Consider the following 22359-nt stretch of genomic DNA (forward strand, 5'->3'; position numbering starts at 1 on the left):
CTCTATGCTAAATTACACAAAAGAAGAATTACTTGAACTGGGTGCAGAAATCACGACTCGTGAGATCTACCAACAGCCTGATGTATGGAAAGAGGCTTTTGAAGCTTATCAAGCAAAACGAGAAGAAATTGCAGCATTTCTGAAAGGAATTGCTGATAAACATGACTATATCAAGGTTATCTTGACGGGTGCTGGTACTTCTGCTTATGTGGGAGATACCTTGGTACCATACTTTAAGGAAGTCTATGACGAACGCAAATGGAATTTCAATGCCATTGCGACAACTGATATTGTTGCCAATCCAGAAACCTATCTGAAAAAAGATGTGGCGACTGTCCTTGTTTCCTTTGCTCGTAGTGGAAATTCACCTGAAAGTGTGGCAACGGTTGATTTGGCTAAAGCCTTGGTGGATGACCTCTATCAAGTGACCATTACATGTGCTGCAGAAGGGAAATTGGCTCTTCAGGCTCATGGCGATGATCGCAATCTTTTGCTCTTGCAACCAGCTGCTTCCAATGACGCTGGATTTGCCATGACTTCTAGCTTTACGTCTATGATGCTAACAGCTCTCTTGGTCTTTGATCCTACAGAATTTGCTGTGAAAGCTGAACGTTTTGAAGTTGTGTCTAGCCTTGCCCGCAAAGTTCTAGACAATGCAGCAGATGTTAAAGAGTTGGTTGACCTCGACTTTAATCGTGTTATCTACCTAGGCGCTGGTCCTTTCTTTGGACTTGCTCATGAAGCTCAGCTCAAGATTTTGGAATTAACAGCTGGTCAGGTGGCGACTATGTATGAAAGCCCAGTCGGCTTCCGTCACGGTCCAAAATCATTGATCAACGAAGATACAGTTGTTTTGATCTTTGGTACAACGACAGACTACACTCGCAAGTACGACTTGGACTTGGTTCGTGAAGTGGCTGGTGATCAGATTGCTCGTCGTGTTGTGCTCTTGAGTGATCAAGCCTTTGGTCTTGAAAATGTCAAAGAAGTAGCCCTTGGTTGTGGCGGTGTCTTGAACGATATTTACCGTGTCTTCCCTTACATCGTTTATGCCCAACTCTTTGCCCTATTGACTTCACTCAAGGTAGAAAATAAACCAGATACACCATCTCCTACAGGTACAGTAAACCGTGTGGTACAAGGTGTTATCATTCATGACTATCAAAAATAAGGAAGTGTCTATGAGTAAATTACAATTAAGTTCCAATAAAGTAGCCTGCTTGCAAAAACTCTCTGACGAGAATGGAATCATCTCAGCTCTTGCTTTTGACCAACGTGGTGCTTTGAAACGCCTCATGGCTCAATACCAAACAGAAGAGCCAACAGTCGCTCAAATGGAAGAACTTAAAGTTTTGGTTGCAGATGAATTGACAAAATACGCATCCTCTATGCTTCTTGACCCTGAGTATGGACTTCCAGCTACAAAAGCTCTTGCACCAAATGCTGGTCTTCTCCTTGCTTATGAAAAAACGGGTTATGACACAACTAGCACTAAACGCTTGCCTGACTGCTTGGATGTTTGGTCTGCCAAACGCATTAAAGAACAAGGTGCAGACGCTGTCAAATTCTTGCTTTACTACGATGTAGACAGCGCTGACGAACTCAACCAAGAAAAACAAGCTTACATCGAACGCATCGGTTCAGAGTGTGTGGCGGAAGACATTCCATTCTTCCTTGAAATCCTCGCTTACGATGAAAAAATCGCTGACGCAGGTTCTGCAGAATACGCCAAAGTAAAACCACACAAGGTTATCGGCGCTATGAAGGTCTTCTCAGACCCACGCTTTAACATTGATGTCTTGAAAGTGGAAGTTCCAGTCAACGTCAAATACGTTGAAGGCTTTGGCGATGGTGAAATCGTTCATACACGTGAAGCAGCAGCAGCCTTCTTCAAAGCACAAGATGAAGCGACTAACTTGCCATACATCTACTTGAGTGCAGGTGTATCAGCTAAACTCTTCCAAGAAACACTTGTCTTTGCCCACGAATCAGGCGCAAACTTCAACGGTGTTCTTTGCGGCCGTGCAACTTGGGCTGGATCAGTTGAAGCCTACATCAAAAACGGTGAGGCAGCAGCTCGTGAATGGCTACGCACAACTGGATTTGAGAACATTGACGAACTCAACAAAGTTCTTCAAACAACAGCGACTTCATGGACTGAACGTGTAGAAGCATAAAAACAAGAATAGAAGAATCCCTTTTTGTTAAGAAGCTACTTAAGGTTTTCTGACAAAGGATTCTGAAAATAGAAACTACAACCATAGATGGTGAGACACTCTCTATGGTTTGTTTACTTAAGAGAAATGGATCAAAGGAGAGAAGAATGAAAGCATACACAGAACGTGTATTTGGAAATCATGAGGGCAAGGATGTCTTGGCTTATCGCTTTGAGACTGATGGTGGTTACCAGCTTGAAGTTATGACTTATGGTGCGACCATCTTGCGCTATGTCACACCTGACAAGGCTGGAAACTTTGCCAATGTGATCTTGGGTTTTGATGATTTTGATAGCTATGTAGGCAATAGTCCCAAGCATGGAGCAAGTGTAGGTCCTGTAGCGGGCCGTATTGCAGGTGCGACATTTGAGCTCAATGGTCAGACCTATAATCTTGAAGTCAACAATGCTAGCAACTGTAACCACAGTGGTTCAACAGGTTGGGATGCGAGCTTGTTTGAATTGGTCGATGTGAGCGACCATGGCTTGACCCTCTATACAGAGCGTACAGATGGCACAGGAGGATTCCCTGGTAATCTCAAGATCTGGATCAGCTATCACTTGGAAGAAACTGGTGCCTACGAAATCAGCTACAAGGTAACGACAGATCAGGATACGCTTGTCAATCCAACTAATCACAGCTACTTCAACTTGTCTGGTGATTTCACGCAGACAGTTGACCGCCATGTCTTCCAACTAAATACGGAGGGCATTTACCCAATCGCTCCTGACGGTGTTCCAGATAAGACTCCAGATGCTACTCGTGATGTGGTGAAACACATCTACAATGGTGCTTTGCTCAAGGATATCTTTGCAGAGGACGATGAGCAAATTCAGTTGGTATCTGGTTTGGATCACCCATTTGCCCTTCCTGCAGGCCATGACAATGCTGGTTTCCTTTATGACCAAAACTCAGGTCGTTTCCTACTTTTCAAGACAGAGGCCCCTTGTTTTGTGGTCTACACAGCAAACTTTGTGGATGAGAGCGTACTCATCGGAGGCCAGCCAATGGTGCAGCACAATGGGATTGCCCTTGAAGCGCAAGCTTTACCAGATGCCATTCACAGCAACCTCAAAGACCAAGTCATTCTCAAAGCAGGGGAAACTTTCACCAGCAAAACTCGCTACGAGCTTGTTGTAAAATAAAAAGAAGAGCTGGTTTCCAGCTCTTTTGAGTTGTCTTCGTTGACATTTTATCTCAATAGTGTATAATTGATGTAATACATAAAGTTACAACAAAAAAGGAGACACCCGATGACTTATGCATACCAAAGCCATATTTACCTAGCAGAGGCGGTTCTAAATGTCAAGGACTTGACGAGTCAAACGGCTTTTTATCATCAGATTATTGGCTTGGAGATTTTATCCCAAACAGAGACAGAAGCGATTTTGGGACTTGGTCGAAAAGCCTTGGTTCACTTGATTCAGGCAGAAAAGGCTGGCGAAGTAAGGGAGCATTATGGGCTCTACCATCTAGCGATTTTGTTGCCGACACGAAAGGCCTTGGCAGATGTCTTGAAGCACCTAAGTGACTTACGGATTCCTCTGGTCGGGGGTGCAGATCATGGATACAGCGAGGCTATTTATCTAGAGGATTTGGAAGGAAATGGCATTGAACTCTACCGTGATAAGCCAGTGTCTTCATGGGATATTCGAGAAGACGGTCGTATTATCGGTGTGACCGAAGCCCTTGCGGCACAGGACATCTATGAGTTAGGGGAAAAGGTGGATCCCTTTATCCTAGCTGAAGGGACGAGAATGGGGCATATCCATCTATCGGTTAAGGATAGTCGTGCGGCGAGCCAGTTTTATCAAAAGGCGTTAGGGCTAGAGGATAAATTTAGCATTCCTAGTGCTAGTTGGATAGCAGCTGGGAAGTACCATCACCACCTGGCTGTCAACGAATGGGCTGGAAAAGGGCTGGCTCCGCGTGAGCAAGGCTTACCAGGCTTGGCCTACTATGTCCTTGAGGTCGAAAGCAAGGAAGAACTCTTGGACATCGTTAAGCAAGCACAAGAGCTAGAAGCACCAATCAAGTGGCTAAATTCGAGTGAACTGGATCTTGTAGACCCAGATGGGATTGTGACCCGCATTCGCTTGGCACGATGAAACGAGGAAAACACATTATTTATTTTAGAGACATAGGAAAAGGCGGACAAGCTCGCATTCTGTTTTTAGAATGCGGACTTGTTTGCTTTTTTATGAAATGACGAAACCTTTCTTGGATCTAGCAAAGGTATCTGCCGGGGATATTTTCCCTTTTCTGGGGGTTCATGCTATAATACTAATAAACTTTTCTTTCTCTAGGAAGGCAAACACCCAAAATCGGCTAGAATGCTGGCAATCGTTGTCACGATGCTTTTTAGAGAAAGTAGGACTTTGTTTGAACATCCGTATTGAGTTTAGGAAATGGTAATAAGATGGACACAAGTGTAAAAAATTTAATCAGTATGGGCCCTCTGGAGGACTCTTTTATCTATTATGATTTGGGGAATCAAGTATTCTACAGTGCAAAACAAGGCATGAATTATTCAGCCATTGCAGCCCCTATTGCAATCTATTCCTTGCAACGGCTGTCAAAGTTGCTCAACCAAACCTTTGGAGATGTCTCCTCCCCTTTCAATCTGATTTTCTTTATCCTGATGTCTCTGTTTTTGGTTTTCGGGACCATTCTCCTTGCCAAATCTACCCGACGCAACATGAAGACAGATAGATTTAGAAAAGTCCGGCTCACAAAAGCCAATATCAAAACACTTAGGAGAAAATCTAGGGCGTTGACAGTAGTTGGCTACATTTTTGTTTTAATAACGATTTTTTCAGCCTATCGTTATCTGGCTGTTTCTGATTTTCAATTTTTAATTATGTACATGTTAGGGATTGGTATTCTTACATATATAGTTTATGATTTTCGGATGAAAACGCGCAAACGATTGTTCAAGGAGCTGATGGAGACATTACAGGACGGTAGCCGAGGGAAAGAGGGAGAAATGTAAGATGAGAAAAATCATTTATATAGGCCAAGGATGCCAGCAATCCGTCTACTATAACACAAAGACGAGAGAGGCTTTAGCGACAGAATCTAGCGCCTCGTCAGAAACCGACTGTGCCATCAGTTCAAAAAAATCCAAGTGGCCTTGGGTTGTCTTCTTTGCTTTCTTGCTAGTTGCCATTATCGGTATTTGGATTCGTTCCTTGATAGCGCCCTTTAGATTGAGTGAGTGGATGGCGCCGATCCATCTAGCCGCAATCCTTTTCGTTTTTATCGGAAGTGTTTATGGATTTGAAAAACTGTTCTACAGTGGGGCTAAGTCGCTTGTCCCAGCAAGTGAAGAGCAGTTTAAAGATGCGGTTGAAAGTAGTACTTTTTGGAGGAAGTCACCAGATAAGGAACCAACAGTCGATAAAATCATCTTGTATCTATTTGTTATCCTTGTTCTTCTATTTGTTTTTGTTATTGTTGTGTTCTTTGCCATACCTGGGACCTTCATTCCTTACTATGAGCATGAATGGTTTGAACCGTCCATGTTCATGGTACCAATCGGAGCAACGATCGTCCCAATTAGTGTCGTACTGCTCTTGTTCCAAAACAATCCAATCCGCTGGCTGTTAGCCGTACGAAAATACAAGCAGGGGAAGGTATTATTTGGGGAAGAGAAGAACTAGAAACACGAGAGAAACGCTATTACCATTACCAGTGGTTGGTGATGGTGATGTTTTATCAACAACCTATGATAAAATTGAAGTTTCTGATTATAGTGATTAGTGAAAACTGTGGTGATTTTATATGAGAAAAATAATTTTTATTGGACAGAGCGGTGATAAGGCCGTTTACTATAATACGCGAACAAAAGAGGCTCTTGTAGCAGATAAGAGTGCATTGTTAAATACAGAAGGGGCTAGGAGATCGAATAGGGGGATTGCTCCTTTAATTGCTATATTCTCTTTGTTAGGTTTACTCGGAGGATTTGTTGCAATACCAATTTTCTCAGGCCTTCGTTATAATAGTGGGATGGTTCCTATTTTTATTCTTTGTCTTTCCTTTATCCTATTTGGATTTATATGGATGATGGAAGTCGCCTTATATAAAGGAGTGAAACGAGTCCAAGGAGCAACAAAGAAAGAGTTTAAAGAAGCAGTTTATTCAAATTTGTTCTGGGAAAATTTTAGTGAGAAAAAAGCGACGTTTGCGAAAATGTTGGCTTTTATGATTGTCATGCTACTAGTTTTTATGACTACTATAGTAATATTTGCTGCTGCAATTCCGGGCACTATTGACTCATTCAATAAGCAAGAGGCATTTGATATACAAATCTTTTTCTCGCCTTTAGCAGGTCTCTTTCCTGCCTTGTTGTACCTTTTCTTATTCCAAAACAACCCTATCCGCTGGTTCTTAGCTGTGCGAAAATATGAACAGGGGAAAGTGATATTTAATGAAGAAATAGAAAAGAGAGGATGATAATGTCACAAGAGAGATATTTGCAGATCAAAAAAGAGCATCAAGTTCGTAAGTTTGTGGGGCGTTTCCTCTTCATTCTTCTCGCTATACTCGATGTTCTACTGGTATCAACTCATTCCAATTATGTCCCGCTTGTAACGGTGGCTATGGTAACAATTGTGCCTTTTAATCATTTTCTACTTGGTCCTCTTAGGAGACAGAAAAAAGCCATAGAAAAAGAGCATCCAGAATGGAAAATACTCAGTACAAAGGGAGTAAAGGTTCCCTCGACTGAAGCCAATAAAAGAACCTTGGCTAGTATTGGGACTTTGATTGCCTTACTCTTGTCTTTCGGACTAACCTATAAACCTGTAAAACAGCCGGACGACCAAGTAAACAAGCCGCCTAAGCTTGATTCTAAAACGCCTGAAACGTCCAAGTCTTCTGAGTCTGAGTCGTCCAGTTCCACTAAGACCAAAGAATCCAGTTCCTCAGAGTCGAAATCCTCGTCTTCGACTGAACAAAGTTCTAAAACCGAAAGTTCAGGAACAAAACCGTCAAAAAGCGAATCCAATAATCCTTATTACCAGATTCCAGAACTTACTGACGAACAGGTGAGAGATATCATATCGAAATCTGTAAAAGATTTGAGAGAAAAACAGTCAAAAGAAAAATCCGAAGAGTAGACTCGAGAGCTTCAATGTCCTTCTGGATGAGTTCGTTTTGGGATTTTACTGTATAAAATAACAGGAGGAGTTCATATGAATAAAGAAGTGATTGGTTTGATAGTTGGGACAATCGTCATCTTCCTATCTTTTGTATTTGTGTGTGGGACCTTTCTTTTCCTCTATCTTCGGGATCAGAAGTTGGTCCGCCTTGCCAAGTCATCCGTACAGGGAACGGTTATCGGCTATAGCCGTTTTCGTGAGGGGTATCCACCTATCGTCGAATACACGGTGGATGGGATTGCTTATAAGAAAACCTTGCAGTATTTTATGTTCAAAACGGTCACAATTCCGTGGGGGACTACTAAATTTTTAAAGGACTATACAAGAGAAGATATGCTGGCACCTTCGATCACTCGCTACAGCAACTCCTTTGTTTCCTTCAAACGCTTGATGCAGACCCATTTCCCCCTTCATTCGGAGCTGACAGTCTGGTATGATCCAGACAAGCCGACCAGGGCCTATGTCGAACGTTACAGCGGAATGGACAAGTTTTACAAGTGGTTTGGTATCGGATTTGGGCTGGCTCTAGTTCTAGTCTATGGGATAGTGATCCTAGCCTTTTTGTCCAATTTGTCCAAGATATACGCATAAAGGTCAGTTGGTTGAAAGGAAACGTGACTTCCCATCGAGCTTCAAGGAGGACAGAGTTTCTTTTCCATTTCCATGCTTATCAATCTTTTCTATCTGATACAGAGGAGAGGTTGCCTCCTACAAATACAGACAGGAAGTGAATTTTGACAAAGCCCCTTATTCGAGATATAATGAAGAAAAAGTGACCAAGGATAAATTAATGACAAACTCAAAGTACATCACACGCCTGAAACGTTCAGAGGGCCAGTTGCGTGGGATTCAAAAGATGATTGAAGAAGATCGTGACTGCGCAGATATTGTTACGCAGTTGACAGCAGTGAAATCTAGCGTTGAGCGCGTGATTGAGATGATAATTACTGAAAATCTCACAGGCTGTATCAACCAACCACTAGACGACCCCGAGGCTCAAAAGGAACGCCTAGAAAAGGCCATCCGATACCTGATTAAACGGAAATAAACTAATTTGCTATTGATAAACAATGCAGACAAAGGTATTTAAGTCTATTTCGATAAAGAAATCATGTCGGACAAACGGATGAGTTCCCCCAATACCAATGAGCAACCTCTTTTTAGATACCATCAATGTGTTTCGTTTTTTAGAAGCGGCGGGCTACGAGCCCTATATCAGTGGGTTGCAGAAATGAAAAAACCGATTAAGGAACTTAATCGGTTTTTTGCTTATTCTACTTGACCGGGCCAAGCATTCATACCACCTTCTACATTGATAACGGTGAGGCCTTGGGCGCTTAGAAATTCACAAGCAGATGCGGAACGGACTCCACCTTGACAGATGACATGATATTCCTGGTCAGGTTTGAGTTCTTTGTAACCTTGCTCCAAGGTACTTAACGGAAGATTTCTTGCTCCTGGTGCATGTCCTGCTTGGAATTCATGCACCTCACGTACATCGATAAGGTTTAGATTTTCATTTAGGTATTTTTCATAAAAGTCAGCCATGCTGATACTCGTTTCCATATTCGACTCCTTCTGGATTAGCCATTTTATATAGTGAATAAGCGCCATCAAGGTTTTGGACGGCAAATCCTGCCTGCTGGAGGATACGCTCTGTGATATAGTTGCGCAAAACGCTGTGGCAGCTAAGGATGTAGGCTTGGTTCTTGTCTGGTTCACCCAAGATCTCCCTTAGTTCATTTAGGGGTTATGGATGGTATCGACCTTGGGTAGCTCCCCTGAAATTCGCCACTTGTCCGCACATCTAGGGATTATTTGCCCTTAGTCAGATCGTCTTCGAGCGGACACCTTGGATATTGTCGCTCAGACCTTCGATAAGGTTCAAGGCTGTGTAGCCAATTATTTTATACTTCTAGATGACCTTACCTGTCCAAGCGCTCATACCGCCTCGGACATTGATGACATCGTAGCCTTTTTTCTTTAGCTTCTTCGCAGCTAGTTTGCTTCGCACACCAGAATGACAAATGACATAGAGTGTTTCTTTTGTCGCTGGTGTGTAAGAACCGATTTCCGTTAAAGGAACATTTTTGGCATTTTTGATATGACCTCTACGGAATTCCATAGGCGTCCGAACATCCAGTAGCTGAATCGGTTCCTTAAGTTTAGCTTCTAACTCGCTGGTAGAAATACTGTCAATTTTTGTAAATAATAAGTGAAACATAGGCACCTCCACATATACCCTTATGGGGTATATTAAACCATGAAGTCAAGCTTTTGTCAAGCAAGTTGTTTTGACTTAGGAGAGGGATTCGTTTCGAGAGTCTAGAAAGCAGGCCATTCTTGACCTTTCGGAGGCTTTTTGATATGATGGGGCCAAAGTAAGTATGAGGTGATAAGATGGCTAGCGAATACCAGAAAATGATAGCAGGGGAGCCTTACCGTCCGTCGGACCCAGAATTACGGGTCTTGGCGCAGGCTTCTCGCCAAAAACAGGCTGCCTTTAACAAGGAAGAGGATCCCTTGAAGGGAGCTGAAATCATCAAGACTTGGTTTGGCTCAACTGGGCAAAATCTCTATGTCAATCCACGTCTGGTGGTCGATTATGGGGTCAATATCCATCTAGGGGAAAATTTTTATTCTAATTGGAACTTGACCATGCTGGATGTTTGTCCGATTCGCATTGGGAACAACGCTATGCTTGGCCCCAACTGTCAGTTTTTAACCCCACTCCATCCACTGGATCCGCATGAACGCAATTCAGGGGTCGAATACGGCAAGCCCATCACCATTGGAGATAATTTCTGGGCTGGAGGTGGGGTTATTGTCCTTTCTGGGGTGACATTAGGAAATAACGTGGTGGCAGGAGCGGGGGCCGTGATTACCAAGTCCTTTGGAGACAATGTCGTCCTAGCTGGCAATCCTGCGCGTGTTATCAAGGAAATCCAAGTAAAAGAAAACTAAAAAGAACAGCCTGGGCTGTTCTTTTTATGAGCTTTAGTCTTATAAATTTTTCTTCTTTTTGGCTTTCTTGGTCAAGGAGATATCGCACTGGGGAATCTTGGTTTAAAAAATCTATTAAAGGTATTTTAGCGTTCAAAAATTGTTTTTAGCAGTCCTTTCTAAAAATTACTAGGCGAAATCTAATCCAAACTAAATTTAAGGAAACTTTCAGAAAAGTTTTAGTTTCGTTTCAGGAATCTTCTGTAGACTGTCTAGCTATATCATACGAAGGAGAGGAAAAAGGTATGAAATCAAAAAAATGGACCCTACTCGCAACGAGTTTAACGGCAATGGTGCTGATGGCAGCATGTGCCCAGTCAACAACTACATCCAATACCAATGCAACGACAAATAGTGCCACAACAACTGCAACAAAGACAAACCAATCATCCTATTTTACAGAGAAGGACAATGATACTTCTTATGACGAAAGCACAGCTTCTAAGATTGAGTTATCTGGCTCATCAGCAAACGTCTTTGGGGATGGCGTGACAGTCTCTGAATCAACAGTGACCATCACAAAATCTGGGACCTATGTGATTTCAGGTCAGTCTGACGGAGTGCAGATCAAGATCGAGGCAGATAAGTCTGCAGATGTTCATCTAGTCCTAAAAGGCGCGACCATGACCAATACCAATGCAGCGATATCTGCGACATCAGCTGGTCATGTCTACTTGACTCTAGCAGAGGGAACCACCAACAGTCTCTCTGACTCAAGCTCTAACAGTGACGAAAAAGCAGACGCAGCTCTCTTTTCTAAGGTGGATTTGACCATCAACGGGAAAGGAACTCTCAATGTAGATGGCAAGAAGAACAATGGTATCAAGGCCAACGACACCCTCCACATCACGGGTGGAACCTATAACATCACAGCAGTTGGCGATGCCTTCAATGTCAATGATGAACTCAACATCACTGGTACGACCATGACCATCGATGCCAAAGAGGATGGGGTCAAGGTGGACAATGACGAGGATACTTCAGTTGGGACCATGTACCTATCCAACAACAACATCACCGTCACAGCAGGAGATGATGGCATCCACGCATCTGGAGACCTCGTCATCGATAGTGGTACCTACACCGTCAAGAATTCGACAGAAGGACTTGAAGGTAAGTCAATCACTATCAACGGTGGGGATATTAGCATCTACTCAACAGATGATGGAGTCAACGCAGCTAACAAAAACGCCCAACAGAATGAAATCTTCTTCACTATGAACGGCGGGAATCTGACTGTAGAAGTCGGCCAAGGAGACACAGACCCAATCGACTCAAACGGCAATATTACGGTCACAGGTGGGACCATTAAAATGACTGGTCAAACAGGTTTTGACTTTGATGGAACAGCGACCTACACAGGTGGAGATATCTATCTCAACGGTGAAAAACAAACGGAAATCGTCAATTCTATACCTGGAGGCGGTGGACCAAATGGAGGCCCTCAAGGCGACGGTCCAGCCCCTGGCGGACAAGGATAAAAAAGAATCTCCTTTCTCGAAAGAGAAGGGAGAGTTTTATGTAGGAAGGATTTTCTAGAATAAATACCAATCCGGAGTTGAGAACTTCTTGGTCTGTTTCATATAAAAACGGATAAAGTGAATTTCCATAGCTAAGGTTATCAAGGTTGCTATTGTGATGACAGTAGTAGGATTGGCTGAGAAAAGTAGAGGAAGAATAGGCCTTTAAAAAGTGGACAGGAAAGACCATTTCGGAGTATAGAGAGGAAGTTCAAAAACATTTTTAGAAATAAGACATGTGCATCATAAACATCAGATACGAATCTGGTGTTTTATTTTTTTAAAGAATTTAACCCTTTCTCTTGACAAGTGAGTGATTACTCACTATAATAGCTTCTGTGATTTAAAAAGTGAGTACCCACTCACCTAGGAGGAAGCATATGAAAAAATTGCTACATTTACAAGATTTAGTAAAATCTTTTGACCAACAAATAGTTCTGAATCATGTCAGCTTTGAATTGCAGCTAGGAGAAATTATAGGATTAATTGGTCCGTCTGGTGCTGGTAAATCAACTATGATTAAGACTACGTTAGGAATGGAAAAGGCTGATGGAGGCCTAGCTTTAGTGTTAAATCACACTATGCCCAATCGTCATATTTTAGGAGATATTGGCTATATGGCCCAATCAGATGCTTTATACGAGTCCTTGTCTGGTCAAGAAAATCTGGAATTTTTTGGTCAGCTAAAGGGGCTTTCTAAAAAAGACCTAAAGGCGGAAATTGCTTATATAGCTCAAGTAGTAGATCTGACAGACTACTTAAACAAGGCGGTATCTGGTTATTCTGGAGGAATGAAACGGCGTTTGTCACTGGCTATCGCGCTTTTAGGAAATCCTCAACTCTTGATTTTGGACGAACCGACAGTTGGAATCGACCCTTCTCTTCGAAAGAAAATCTGGAAAGAATTATTCGCGCTTAGAGACAATGGGGTTGGGATATTAGTTACTACCCATGTTATGGATGAAGCAGAGTTGACGGATAAGGTCGGCTTATTATTAGGCGGAAAAATCATTGCTTTTGATACACCGCAACACTTAAAAGAAAGTTATCAAGTTTCAAGTATTGAAGAAGTATTTTTAAAAGCAGAAGGTGAGTAAAATGAGAACAATAGCGATTGCAAAAAAAGTCATCAAAGAATTACTTCGCGACAAACGAACTCTAGCTCTGATGTTTATAGCACCTGTTTTTATCATGTGGTTGATGAACCTCATGTTTTCAGCTAGTACAACCGTGGATGTCAAGTTAGCAACACAGGATCTACCAACTGGTTTGGTAACGAAAATGGATGAGCTCGATCATGTGGACGTCGAGACTTATCAAGACTTAGATCAAGCCAAAGAAGCGCTAGCAAATGAAAAAGTCGATGCTGTGATTTCTTATAAAGACGGTGAGTACCAGGTCGACTACGCAAATACGGATGCTTCTAAAACAACTATGACACGACAAGTGTTACGAACGAGTATCGCCAGTGAAGGCACCGATCAGTTAGTATCTCGTGTTAAACAAGCTCTTCCACAATTGGACTCGGACGCAAAAACACCAGAAATCAAGGAGTCTTACCAGTATGGAGATGAAAATACAAGCTTCTTTACCAGCATGATTCCGGTTTTGATAGGTTTTGTAGTTTTCTTCTTTGTCTTTTTGATTTCAGGTATGGCGCTTTTGAAAGAGCGCACCAGTGGAACACTAGAACGTTTGTTAGCAACACCAGTGAAACGATCTGAAATCGTCTATGGCTATATGTTGTCTTACGGTATTATTGCGATTTTTCAAACGGCAGTTGTCGTTTTAGCAGCAATTTGGCTACTAGATGTAGAAGTTGTAGGAAGTATTTTAAATGTTATAATAGTTAATGTGGTACTGGCTCTTGTAGCACTAGCTTTTGGAATTCTCTTGTCTACTCTAGCAAAATCAGAATTCCAAATGATGCAATTTATTCCTCTCGTGATTATGCCCCAACTTTTTTTCTCAGGAATTATTCCATTGTCATCCATGGGAGAATGGGCTCCAACTGTGGGGAAATTTTTGCCATTAACCTATTCTGGTGATGCAATAAGCCAGATTATTCTTTACGGGCACAATCTTGGTGATATTTTGTCAAATCTTGGTGTTTTAATGGTTTTCTTGATCATTTTAACAATTCTTAATATTGTTGGATTGCGTCGTTATCGTAAAGTTTAGAAATCAACATAAATAATGCTAAAAAGGTGTGAAGATTAGATGGATAAGACTGTTTTTGAATCGTTTGAAGATTACTTAGAAGAAGCGAATTACCCTCAAGGAAAGAAAAAAATCATGCAGGCAGCAGTGGATCTCATATCAACCAGGAGTTACCATGGGACCTCAACTCTTCACATAGCTGAGCGTGCTGGACTAAGCCAAGCAACTTTGTTTAAGTATTTTAAGACGAAGGATGATTTACTGACGGCTATTTTACATCCTGTAGTCCCAGGCATTTTCGGCAGTTTTTTTGAGGAACTCTTAGCTTTTGAAACGACAGAAGAGAGGGTTCGTTATCTCGTCCATGATCGTATGAGCTATCTCAAAAAAAATCGTGCTTTGATGAAAATCATTCTGCAGGAGAGTTTTTCAAATAAAAAACTAAAAAATGAACAGATTTTTATCTGGAGTGCTATTCAAGATAAACTTCGAGTGCTTCATAAGGAATTGCTAGCAGATCCACGTGTAAATCCAGAGTTAACGATTCCTCAAATGGTTCGTATTTGTGTTGGTCCATTGTTGGCTTACTTCGCTCAGCTTTATATCGTTAGTGACAACGGAGAAATAAAGGAAGAAGACCTAGACTTATTAGAAAAACAGATTTTAGGTGGTTTGTGGAAATAGAGTAGGCCTAGACAAAATGGAGGCTAGATTCTATTGGTTTGGCTTCTTGTACAAGATAATATAAAAGGGTATACATTACCTGATGCAGATTTGTGCTTTTTTATTATTGAATTTGGTATTTTGGTGATAGTCCTCAATCACTTTACTAAAACAGAAACCGACTTCTCCAGCGGTGCAACGATTTCTCAGGTGTATGGAAGAGGAGATTTCTGGCTTGCTAAAGACAACTCCTTGACACTCCGTCAGCTTTTGATACAATAGTACAAAATTACAGGAGGTGGGCTATGATTCAGAAACATGCGATTCCCATTTTAGAGTTTGATGACAACCCCCAAGCGGTCCTTATGCCAACACATGAGGGGCTAGATTTAAAGTTGCCAAAGAAGTGCATCTATGCGTTTTTGGAGGAGGAGATTGACCGCTATGCCCAGGAAGTAGGGGCGGACTGTGTTGGTGAGTTCGTTTCGGCCACCAAGACGTATCCAGTCTACGTCCTCAACTACAAGGGCGAGGAGATTTGTCTGGCCCAGGCGCCCGTAGGCTCTGCCCCAGCGGCCCAGTTTATGGATTGGTTGATTGGTTATGGTGTGGAGCAAATCATTTCCACTGGAACCTGTGGTGTCCTAGCCGATATAGAGGAGAATGCCTTTCTCGTCCCTGTTCGCGCTTTGCGAGATGAGGGGACCAGCTACCACTATGCAGCGCCTTCTCGTTATATGGAGATGCAGCTTGAGGCTATCTCTGCCATTGAGCAAATCTTGGAGCAAAGAGGCATCCCTTACGAGGAAGTCATGACCTGGACGACAGATGGTTTTTACCGAGAGACGGCTGAAAAGGTTGCTTATCGTAAGGAAGAAGGCTGTGCTGTTGTGGAGATGGAGTGTTCTGCTCTTGCGGCAGTAGCTCAGCTACGTAGGGTTGTCTGGGGGGGATTGCTCTTTACCGCAGATTCCTTGGCGGATCTAGACAACTACGACAGTCGTGATTGGGGCTCTGAAGCTTTTGACAAGGCACTCGAACTCTGTCTTGCCATTGTGCACCACATGTGAGTGTTCTGACTGTTTTTATGGTAGAATGTAGCTATGTTATTCAAATCTTTTTTGGAAAAAATCAAGACGACGCTGTCTCGGTTATCACCAGCCCGTCGCATCTTTTTAAGTTTTGCCTTAGTTATCTTCTTGGGCTCGCTCCTTTTAAGCCTTCCCTTTGTGCAAGCAGGAACGTCACAAGCGACCTACTTTGACCATCTCTTTACAACTGTGTCCATGGTCTGTGTGACAGGGCTCTTCACCCAGCCGGTGGCCTCTACTTACAATATCTGGGGCCAGTTGATCTGCATGATCTTGATCCAGATCGGTGGTTTGGGGCTCATGACCTTTATCGGAATCTTTTATATCCAAGGCAAGCAAAAGCTCAGTCTTCGTGGTCGTGAGACCATTCAAGAAAGTTTCAGTTATGGGGAAACTCAGTCTCTAAAGGACTTTATCCGCTCGATCTTTCTGACGACTTTTCTGGTGGAAGGGATTGGTGCCTTTCTCTTGAGTTTCCGCTTTATTCCTGAGTTTGGCTGGGGGCGAGGGATTTTAACCTCTATCTTTTTGGCCATTTCAGCTTTCTGTAATGCTGGATTTGATAATTTTGGAAGTACGAGTTTGCTAGCCTTTCAAACGGACCCCTTGATCAATCTAGTCATTGCAGGTTTGATTATCACGGGTGGGCTAGGATTTATGGTCTGGTTTGATTTAGCGACCCAGTTTGGAAAAAAGAAAAAACGCCACCTGCGTTTCCATACCAAGTTAGTTCTCTTTTTAACGGTAGGAATTTTACTCTTTGGAACCGTATCGACTCTCTTAATTGAGTGGAACAATCCTGGGACGATTGGAAATCTCAGCGCTCCAGAGAAACTACTGGTTAGTTTCTTCCAGACCGTCAGCATGAGAACGGCAGGATTTGCTTCCATTGACTACACCCAGGCTCGACCAGTTACCTTACTGATATACATCTTGCAGATGTTTCTGGGAGGGGCACCTGGAGGGACAGCAGGGGGGCTCAAGATTACGACCTTCTTTGTCTTGTTGGTCTTTGCTCGTAGCGAATTGTTGGGCTTGCCCCATGCCAATGTAGCTCGGAGGACCATTGAACCCCGAACCGTGCAAAAATCTTTCAGTGTCTTTATTATCTTCTTGCTGACCTTCTTGCTGGGCTTGATCCTACTAGGGATAACAGCAGAGGGAAATCCGCGCTTTATCTACCTCATGTTTGAGACCATTTCAGCCCTTGCAACAGTTGGGGTGACGGCAAATTTAACACCAGAGTTAGGTAAGTTAGCCCTCAGTATCGTTATGTTGTTGATGTTTATCGGCCGTATTGGTCCCTTGACACTACTGGTCAGTGTAGCGGAATACCAGCCAGACAAGAAAGATACGATTCACTATATGAAGGCAGATATCACTATCGGATAAGAAAGGAAAAACGATGTCAGATCGGACAATTGGAATTTTAGGCTTGGGAATTTTTGGGAGCAGTGTTTTGGCTGCCCTAGCCAAGCATGACATGAATATCATTGCTATTGATGACCACGAGGAACGCATTAATCAATTTGAATCAGTGTTGGCGCGTGGAGTAGTTGGAGATATCACGGATGAAGAACTCCTTCTATCAGCGGGGATTGACACCTGTGATACCGTAGTCGTCGCAACAGGTGAAAATCTGGAGTCCAGTGTTCTTGCGGTCATGCACTGCAAGAGTTTAGGAGTGCCGACCGTTATTGCCAAGGTCAAAAGCCATACGGCTAAAAAGGTGTTGGAAAAAATTGGTGCAGACGCAGTCATCTCACCAGAGTTTGAAATGGGGCGCTCATTAGCACAGACCATCCTCTTTCATAACAGCGTAGACGTCTTTCAGCTGGACAAGAATGTATCGATTGTCGAGATGAAAATCCCCCAATCATGGGTAGGTAAAAGCCTCAGTCAGTTGGATTTACGTGGGCGATACAACCTCAATGTACTTGGTTTTCGTTCCTACGAAAATGCTCCTCTGGATGTCCAATTCGGACCCAATGACCTCTTGCAGGCAGATGCCTACATCATGGCAGTCATTAATAACCAACATTTGGACACTCTAGCTGAACTGAGTGAGTAGGAGAGGAAAGGCTACTCTCTTTCCTAATAATTAACGAGTCAATATAAGTATTTTATAAGAGGGATTTAAGAAAAATTTTAACTTTTTCTTAATCCTTTTTAATTTTAGGAGATTATACTAGAGTCATCAAAAAAAGAAAACTCTAAGGAGAATCCTATGAAATTCAATCCAAATCAGAGATATACTCGTTGGTCTATTCGCCGTCTCAGTGTAGGCGTTGCTTCAGTTGTTGTGGCTAGTGGCTTCTTTGTCCTAGTTGGTCAACCAAGTTCTGCGCGTGCTGATGTCGTCAATCCGACTCCTGCCCAAGTCGTGCCAGACGCTGCTTCGGTGAGTGAAAAGAGCGACTTACCAGCAGAGGTTCTCAAAAAAGCAGTCGATGTAGCTCTTCCTTCAGAACAGTCTATTCCAACACCTAAAGCAAGTGTGGATACCACAAGCTCTTCAGAAAAAGCGGACGCAACTGCTAAAGAGCCTGCAGTAGTGCCAAAAGAAGAAGTGCAAGCACAACCTGACTCTAAGAAACAAACAGAAGATGCAGTTAAACCTGTGGAAAGTCCTGCGTCTACAGTTTCTGGACAAGACCGTGAAGTCAGTGAAGCGCAACCAGCGACCACCCCAGCTGAAGTGCAAAAGGGTGTGGCCGACAACACCAAAGACACAGTAGATGTCCCAGCTAGTTACCTTGACAAAGCCAATTTCCCAGGTCCATTCACAGCGGGTGTCAACCAAGTCATTCCATACGAATTCTTCGCTGGTGACGGCATGTTGACTCGCCTGATCTTGAAAGTCTCTGATAAGGCTCCATGGTCAGACAACGGAACAGCTAAAAATCCTGCTCTCCCACCAGTAGAGAAATTGGGCAAAGGCCTTTACTTCTATGAAGTGGATTTGGCTGGCACTCAAGGAAAATCTGACAAGGAACTACTTGACCTTTTGAAACAAAACGGCACTCAAAGCTATAAAGCTACTATCAAGGTGTACGGTGCGAAAGACGGCAAGCCTGACTTAACTAACCTCGTAGCGACTAAAGATTTGACTGTTAATTTGAATGGCTTGACCACACCAAATCAGGTCAAAGAGTCTGTTGTTAACAATGTCAAAGACATGATTGATGTTCCAGCTAGCTACCTTGATAAGGCTAAGGTTCCTGGACCTTTCTTGGCCGGTGTCAACCAAGTCATTCCATACGAAGCTTTTGGTGGAGATGGTATGTTGACTCGCCTCTTGTTAAAAGCTTCAGACAAAGCCCCATGGTCAGATAACGGAACGGCTAAAAATCCTGCTCTATTGCCACTTGAAGGCTTGGCTAAAGGCCAATATTTCTACGAAGTGGATTTGAATGGCAATACGGTTGGCAAAGAAGGACAAGCCCTTCTAGATCAACTTCGAGCTAACGGAACACATACATACCAAGCTACTGTCAAAGTGTATGGTTCTAAAGACGGCAAACCTGATTTGACCAATCTGATTGCTACTCGTCAAGTAACGATTCAGCTTCGTGGAAAAGAAATGGCGACAATACCATCTCAACAAGGTCAGATGAATACGAAGCCTTCTGAAACAGGCTCTACAGGTACGACTGAGGGTATGATGGGTACAAATCACCATATGTCAGATATGAAGGTCGATCAACCAGCTTCTAGCCCAATGGCTAATATGATGAAAAAAGATGATAAAGCGATGCTACCAAATACTGGGGAAGCTAAAACGGCTACAGCTGGCCTTGGTATCTTTGGTCTAGCCTTGGCAGGTCTTGTTGGACTTTTGGGTTTAACAACCAAACGAGAAGATTAAGATTCAAATCACTTAAACATTAGGGAAAATAGTGTTATACTAAAGCAAGTATAACACTGTTTTTATCGAAGGAGTGTCAGATGAAAAAGACAATTTTGCTGGTTGATGATGAGATAGATATTCTAGATATTCAAAACCGCTATCTTATACAGGCAGGTTACGATGTTTTGGTCGCCCATGATGGTAAGGAGGGATTAGAACTTTTCAGAAAAAAATCTATCGACCTCATTATCACAGATATCATGATGCCCAATATGGACGGTTATGATTTTATCAGCGAAGTTCAGTATATCGCTCCGGATCAACCCTTCCTCTTTACAACTGCTAAGACAAGCGAACAGGATAAGATTTATGGCTTAAGTTTGGGGGCAGATGATTTTATAGTCAAACCCTTTAGCCCACGCGAATTAGTTTTAAGAGTGAATAATATCTTGCGTCGCCTTAGCCGCGGAGGAGAGACAGAACAGATCGAGTTTGGTGACTTAGTAATCAACCATGTGACTCATGAGGTTCGCATTGGGGAGCAACCATTGGAATTGACAGTAAAATCCTTTGAACTTCTATGGGTATTAGCCAGCAATCCCGAGAGAGTCTTTTCAAAGACGGAACTTTACGAGAAGGTATGGCAGGAGGACTATGTGGATGATACCAATACACTCAATGTTCATATCCATGCTTTGAGGCAAGAGTTGACCAAGTATACAAATTCAAATGCTCCTGCTATCAAAACTGTCTGGGGTTTGGGTTATAAGATGGAAAGACCAAGAGGTAGAAAATGAAATTAAAAAACTATATTTTAGTGGGGTATCTAGTGTCGACTCTACTAACGATTTTGGTCGTTTTCTGGGCAGTCCAACGAATGTTGATCGAGAAAAGCGAAGTTTACTTTCTAGTTGGAATGACCTTGATTGCTAGTTTCATTGGCGCTGCAGTGAGCATCTTTCTCTTGTCGCCTGTTTTCTCTTCTCTGAAACATTTGAAAAAACAAGCTCAGGATATAGCAAGCAAGGATTTCAGCACAGAAATTGAAACCAAGGGACCATTAGAATTTCAAGAGCTGGGCCAGGCTTTTAATGACATGTCCCACAATTTGCAAGCCACCTTTCAATCACTTGATGAGAGCGAGCAAGAAAAGAGAATGATGATTGCGCAGCTCTCTCACGATATTAAAACTCCCATTACCTCCATTCAGGTTACTGTGGAGGGAATTCTAGATGGAGTGATTAAGGAAGAGGAGCGACTCCACTACTTAGCCACGATTGGTCGGCAAACCGAGCGTCTAAACAAGCTAGTGGAGGAATTGGATGTTCTGACTCTTAACACCCAACCTCAAGATACTGCTGATGAAGAAGTCGAAGAGGTCTTTTTAGATCAGCTGTTGATTGAGTCAATGAGTGAATTTCAACTCCAGATTGAACAAGAGGAGCGAGATGTTTACATTCAAGTATCACCTGAGTCGGCGAAAATCAAGAGCCATTCTGACAAACTTTCTCGCATTCTGGTCAATTTGTTAAACAATGCCTTTAAATATTCAGAACCAGGAACCAGAATCGAGGTTCTTGCCCAATTAACAGAACAAGAGCTGAGAATCAGTGTGAAAGACGAGGGTCAGGGAATCCTTCCTGAGGATTTGGAAAAGATCTTTAAACGACTTTATCGTGTAGAAACTTCGCGCAATATGAAGACAGGTGGACATGGATTAGGACTTGCGATTGCACGCGAACTAGCCCATCAGCTTGGTGGCGAAATCACAGCAGAAAGTCAATATGGCTTAGGAAGCAAATTTACATTCAGCCTCAATTTGAAATAAAGCTGTAAAATCCCTTTACATATCTAGCTTTTCATGGTATAATAGCCTTTGTGTGAAATAGCAGCAGGAAAGCATGAAGCTCGTCAACAGGTGTCTTATGACAAGTAACCTTGGCTGTTTAGGCGAAGGGCATCTGCACGAATCAGGGCTTTCTAAGTGACTATTTCCGCCAAATATTATTTATATCAGGAGGACATACATATGTCACGTTATACAGGACCATCTTGGAAACAAGCTCGTCGCCTTGGCCTTTCACTTACAGGTACAGGTAAAGAATTGGCACGTCGTAACTACGTACCAGGACAACACGGACCAAACAACCGTTCTAAATTGTCAGAATACGGTTTGCAATTGGCTGAAAAACAAAAACTTCGTTTCACTTACGGTGTAGGTGAAAAACAATTCCGTAACTTGTTCGTACAAGCTACAAAAATCAAAGGCGGAATCCTAGGTTTCAACTTCATGCTTCTTTTGGAACGTCGTTTGGATAACGTTGTTTACCGTCTTGGTCTTGCGACTACTCGTCGTCAAGCTCGTCAATTCGTAAACCACGGTCACATCCTTGTTGACGGAAAACGCGTTGATATCCCATCATACCGTGTAACTCCAGGTCAAGTAATCTCAGTTCGTGAAAAATCATTGAAAGTTCCAGCAATCCTTGAAGCAGTAGAAGCTACTCTTGGACGTCCAGCATTCGTATCATTCGATGCTGAAAAATTGGAAGGTTCATTGACTCGCTTGCCAGAACGCGACGAAATCAACCCAGAAATCAACGAAGCACTTGTCGTTGAATTCTACAACAAGATGCTTTAATTTTAAGAAATATCTTACAGAAAGCCTACAACAGTGGGCTTTTTGCTTTGTCT

The 22359-nt window shown here is 42.7% G+C and carries 24 protein-coding genes and 2 pseudogenes; 22 read left to right on the forward strand and 4 right to left on the reverse strand.

Annotated elements, in window-relative coordinates; translation table 11 throughout:
• Positions 1-4 precede the first annotated feature (4 nt).
• The 10 genes from A6J84_RS08010 to A6J84_RS08055 all read left to right on the forward strand — a co-directional run bounded on the left by A6J84_RS08010 (position 5) and on the right by A6J84_RS08055 (position 8426).
• Positions 5-1171, forward strand: coding sequence for an SIS domain-containing protein (locus tag A6J84_RS08010; protein ID WP_095726387.1), 1167 nt, complete (start codon positions 5-7; stop codon positions 1169-1171).
• A gap of 10 nt (positions 1172-1181) precedes the next feature.
• Positions 1182-2177, forward strand: coding sequence for a tagatose-bisphosphate aldolase (gene lacD, locus A6J84_RS08015; protein ID WP_084944002.1), 996 nt, complete (start codon positions 1182-1184; stop codon positions 2175-2177).
• Between the two features lie 146 nt (positions 2178-2323).
• A complete protein-coding gene (locus A6J84_RS08020; protein ID WP_084944822.1) occupies positions 2324-3361 on the forward strand; it encodes an aldose epimerase family protein in 1038 nt (345 codons plus the stop codon).
• A 108-nt stretch (positions 3362-3469) separates the two neighbouring features.
• On the forward strand, positions 3470-4324 hold the full coding sequence (locus tag A6J84_RS08025) for a VOC family protein (protein WP_095726388.1): 855 nt from the start codon (positions 3470-3472) through the stop codon (positions 4322-4324).
• A gap of 311 nt (positions 4325-4635) precedes the next feature.
• On the forward strand, positions 4636-5208 hold the full coding sequence (locus A6J84_RS08030; protein WP_049490055.1) for a hypothetical protein: 573 nt from the start codon (positions 4636-4638) through the stop codon (positions 5206-5208).
• A gap of 1 nt (position 5209) precedes the next feature.
• Positions 5210-5878: a hypothetical protein gene (locus tag A6J84_RS08035; protein WP_084944821.1), complete on the forward strand. Its 669-nt coding sequence runs from the start codon at positions 5210-5212 to the stop codon at positions 5876-5878.
• Between the two features lie 121 nt (positions 5879-5999).
• Complete coding sequence (locus A6J84_RS08040; RefSeq protein ID WP_001226099.1) at positions 6000-6671, forward strand: hypothetical protein; 672 nt, start codon at positions 6000-6002, stop codon at positions 6669-6671.
• A 2-nt stretch (positions 6672-6673) separates the two neighbouring features.
• Positions 6674-7336: a hypothetical protein gene (locus A6J84_RS08045; protein WP_193756711.1), complete on the forward strand. Its 663-nt coding sequence runs from the start codon at positions 6674-6676 to the stop codon at positions 7334-7336.
• 75 nt (positions 7337-7411) lie between these two features.
• On the forward strand, positions 7412-7969 hold the full coding sequence (locus tag A6J84_RS08050) for a DUF3592 domain-containing protein (RefSeq protein WP_042768198.1): 558 nt from the start codon (positions 7412-7414) through the stop codon (positions 7967-7969).
• A gap of 199 nt (positions 7970-8168) precedes the next feature.
• A complete protein-coding gene (locus A6J84_RS08055) occupies positions 8169-8426 on the forward strand; it encodes a metal-sensitive transcriptional regulator (RefSeq protein ID WP_000185160.1) in 258 nt (85 codons plus the stop codon).
• A gap of 221 nt (positions 8427-8647) precedes the next feature.
• Here the strand turns inward: A6J84_RS08055 and A6J84_RS08060 are convergent, their stop codons facing one another.
• The 3 genes and pseudogenes from A6J84_RS08060 to A6J84_RS08070 all read right to left on the reverse strand — a co-directional run bounded on the left by A6J84_RS08060 (position 8648) and on the right by A6J84_RS08070 (position 9602).
• Positions 8648-8944: a rhodanese-like domain-containing protein gene (locus tag A6J84_RS08060; protein WP_000450169.1), complete on the reverse strand. Its 297-nt coding sequence runs from the start codon at positions 8942-8944 to the stop codon at positions 8648-8650.
• Positions 8919-9284 (reverse strand): annotated as a pseudogene (locus A6J84_RS10270) (rhodanese-like domain-containing protein); the annotation flags it as partial. The gene A6J84_RS08060 and the pseudogene A6J84_RS10270, both read right to left, overlap by 26 nt.
• Before the next feature lie 9 nt (positions 9285-9293).
• Positions 9294-9602: a rhodanese-like domain-containing protein gene (locus A6J84_RS08070; protein ID WP_000468869.1), complete on the reverse strand. Its 309-nt coding sequence runs from the start codon at positions 9600-9602 to the stop codon at positions 9294-9296.
• Between the two features lie 176 nt (positions 9603-9778).
• On the opposite strand from A6J84_RS08070, the gene A6J84_RS08075 reads away from it, so the two are divergent.
• Both A6J84_RS08075 and A6J84_RS08080 read left to right on the forward strand, forming a co-directional pair.
• Positions 9779-10342: a sugar O-acetyltransferase gene (locus A6J84_RS08075; protein WP_042901942.1), complete on the forward strand. Its 564-nt coding sequence runs from the start codon at positions 9779-9781 to the stop codon at positions 10340-10342.
• A gap of 284 nt (positions 10343-10626) precedes the next feature.
• Positions 10627-11862: a carbohydrate-binding domain-containing protein gene (locus A6J84_RS08080; RefSeq protein ID WP_095726390.1), complete on the forward strand. Its 1236-nt coding sequence runs from the start codon at positions 10627-10629 to the stop codon at positions 11860-11862.
• A gap of 54 nt (positions 11863-11916) precedes the next feature.
• On the opposite strand, the pseudogene A6J84_RS10360 reads toward A6J84_RS08080, so the two are convergent.
• Positions 11917-12051 (reverse strand): annotated as a pseudogene (locus tag A6J84_RS10360) (low temperature requirement protein A); the annotation flags it as partial.
• A 230-nt stretch (positions 12052-12281) separates the two neighbouring features.
• Here A6J84_RS10360 and A6J84_RS08095 point away from each other — a divergent pair.
• The 10 genes from A6J84_RS08095 (at position 12282) to rpsD (ending at position 22306) form a co-directional block, all read left to right on the forward strand.
• Positions 12282-12998 carry an ABC transporter ATP-binding protein gene (locus tag A6J84_RS08095; protein WP_095726391.1) on the forward strand — a complete coding sequence of 239 codons (717 nt, stop codon included), beginning with the start codon at positions 12282-12284 and terminating at the stop codon, positions 12996-12998.
• A 1-nt stretch (position 12999) separates the two neighbouring features.
• Complete coding sequence (locus tag A6J84_RS08100; RefSeq protein WP_001259044.1) at positions 13000-14082, forward strand: ABC transporter permease; 1083 nt, start codon at positions 13000-13002, stop codon at positions 14080-14082.
• A 39-nt stretch (positions 14083-14121) separates the two neighbouring features.
• Complete coding sequence (locus tag A6J84_RS08105; RefSeq protein ID WP_000361926.1) at positions 14122-14745, forward strand: TetR/AcrR family transcriptional regulator; 624 nt, start codon at positions 14122-14124, stop codon at positions 14743-14745.
• A gap of 284 nt (positions 14746-15029) precedes the next feature.
• The gene (locus A6J84_RS08115; RefSeq protein ID WP_000615023.1) at positions 15030-15794 is read left to right on the forward strand and encodes a nucleoside phosphorylase; all 765 of its coding nucleotides are present in this window, start codon (positions 15030-15032) and stop codon (positions 15792-15794) included.
• 33 nt (positions 15795-15827) lie between these two features.
• On the forward strand, positions 15828-17207 hold the full coding sequence (locus A6J84_RS08120; RefSeq protein WP_102962123.1) for a TrkH family potassium uptake protein: 1380 nt from the start codon (positions 15828-15830) through the stop codon (positions 17205-17207).
• 13 nt (positions 17208-17220) lie between these two features.
• Positions 17221-17886 (forward strand): potassium channel family protein, encoded by a 666-nt coding sequence (locus tag A6J84_RS08125; protein ID WP_001283887.1) that lies wholly within the window; start codon positions 17221-17223, stop codon positions 17884-17886.
• Positions 17887-18042: 156 nt separating this feature from the next.
• Positions 18043-19683, forward strand: a complete 1641-nt coding sequence (locus tag A6J84_RS08130) for an SSURE domain-containing protein (RefSeq protein WP_095726393.1) — start codon at positions 18043-18045, stop codon at positions 19681-19683.
• Between the two features lie 80 nt (positions 19684-19763).
• Positions 19764-20462, forward strand: a complete 699-nt coding sequence (locus A6J84_RS08135; RefSeq protein WP_000751225.1) for a response regulator transcription factor — start codon at positions 19764-19766, stop codon at positions 20460-20462.
• Positions 20459-21493 (forward strand): sensor histidine kinase, encoded by a 1035-nt coding sequence (locus tag A6J84_RS08140; RefSeq protein ID WP_000769387.1) that lies wholly within the window; start codon positions 20459-20461, stop codon positions 21491-21493. Before A6J84_RS08135 ends, A6J84_RS08140 begins: the two co-directional genes overlap by 4 nt.
• Positions 21494-21694: 201 nt before the next feature.
• Positions 21695-22306 (forward strand): 30S ribosomal protein S4, encoded by a 612-nt coding sequence (gene rpsD / locus A6J84_RS08145; RefSeq protein ID WP_000092756.1) that lies wholly within the window; start codon positions 21695-21697, stop codon positions 22304-22306.
• Positions 22307-22359 lie beyond the last annotated feature (53 nt).

This window comes from Streptococcus sp. FDAARGOS_256 (genome assembly GCF_002289235.2).
GTDB lineage: Bacteria > Bacillota > Bacilli > Lactobacillales > Streptococcaceae > Streptococcus.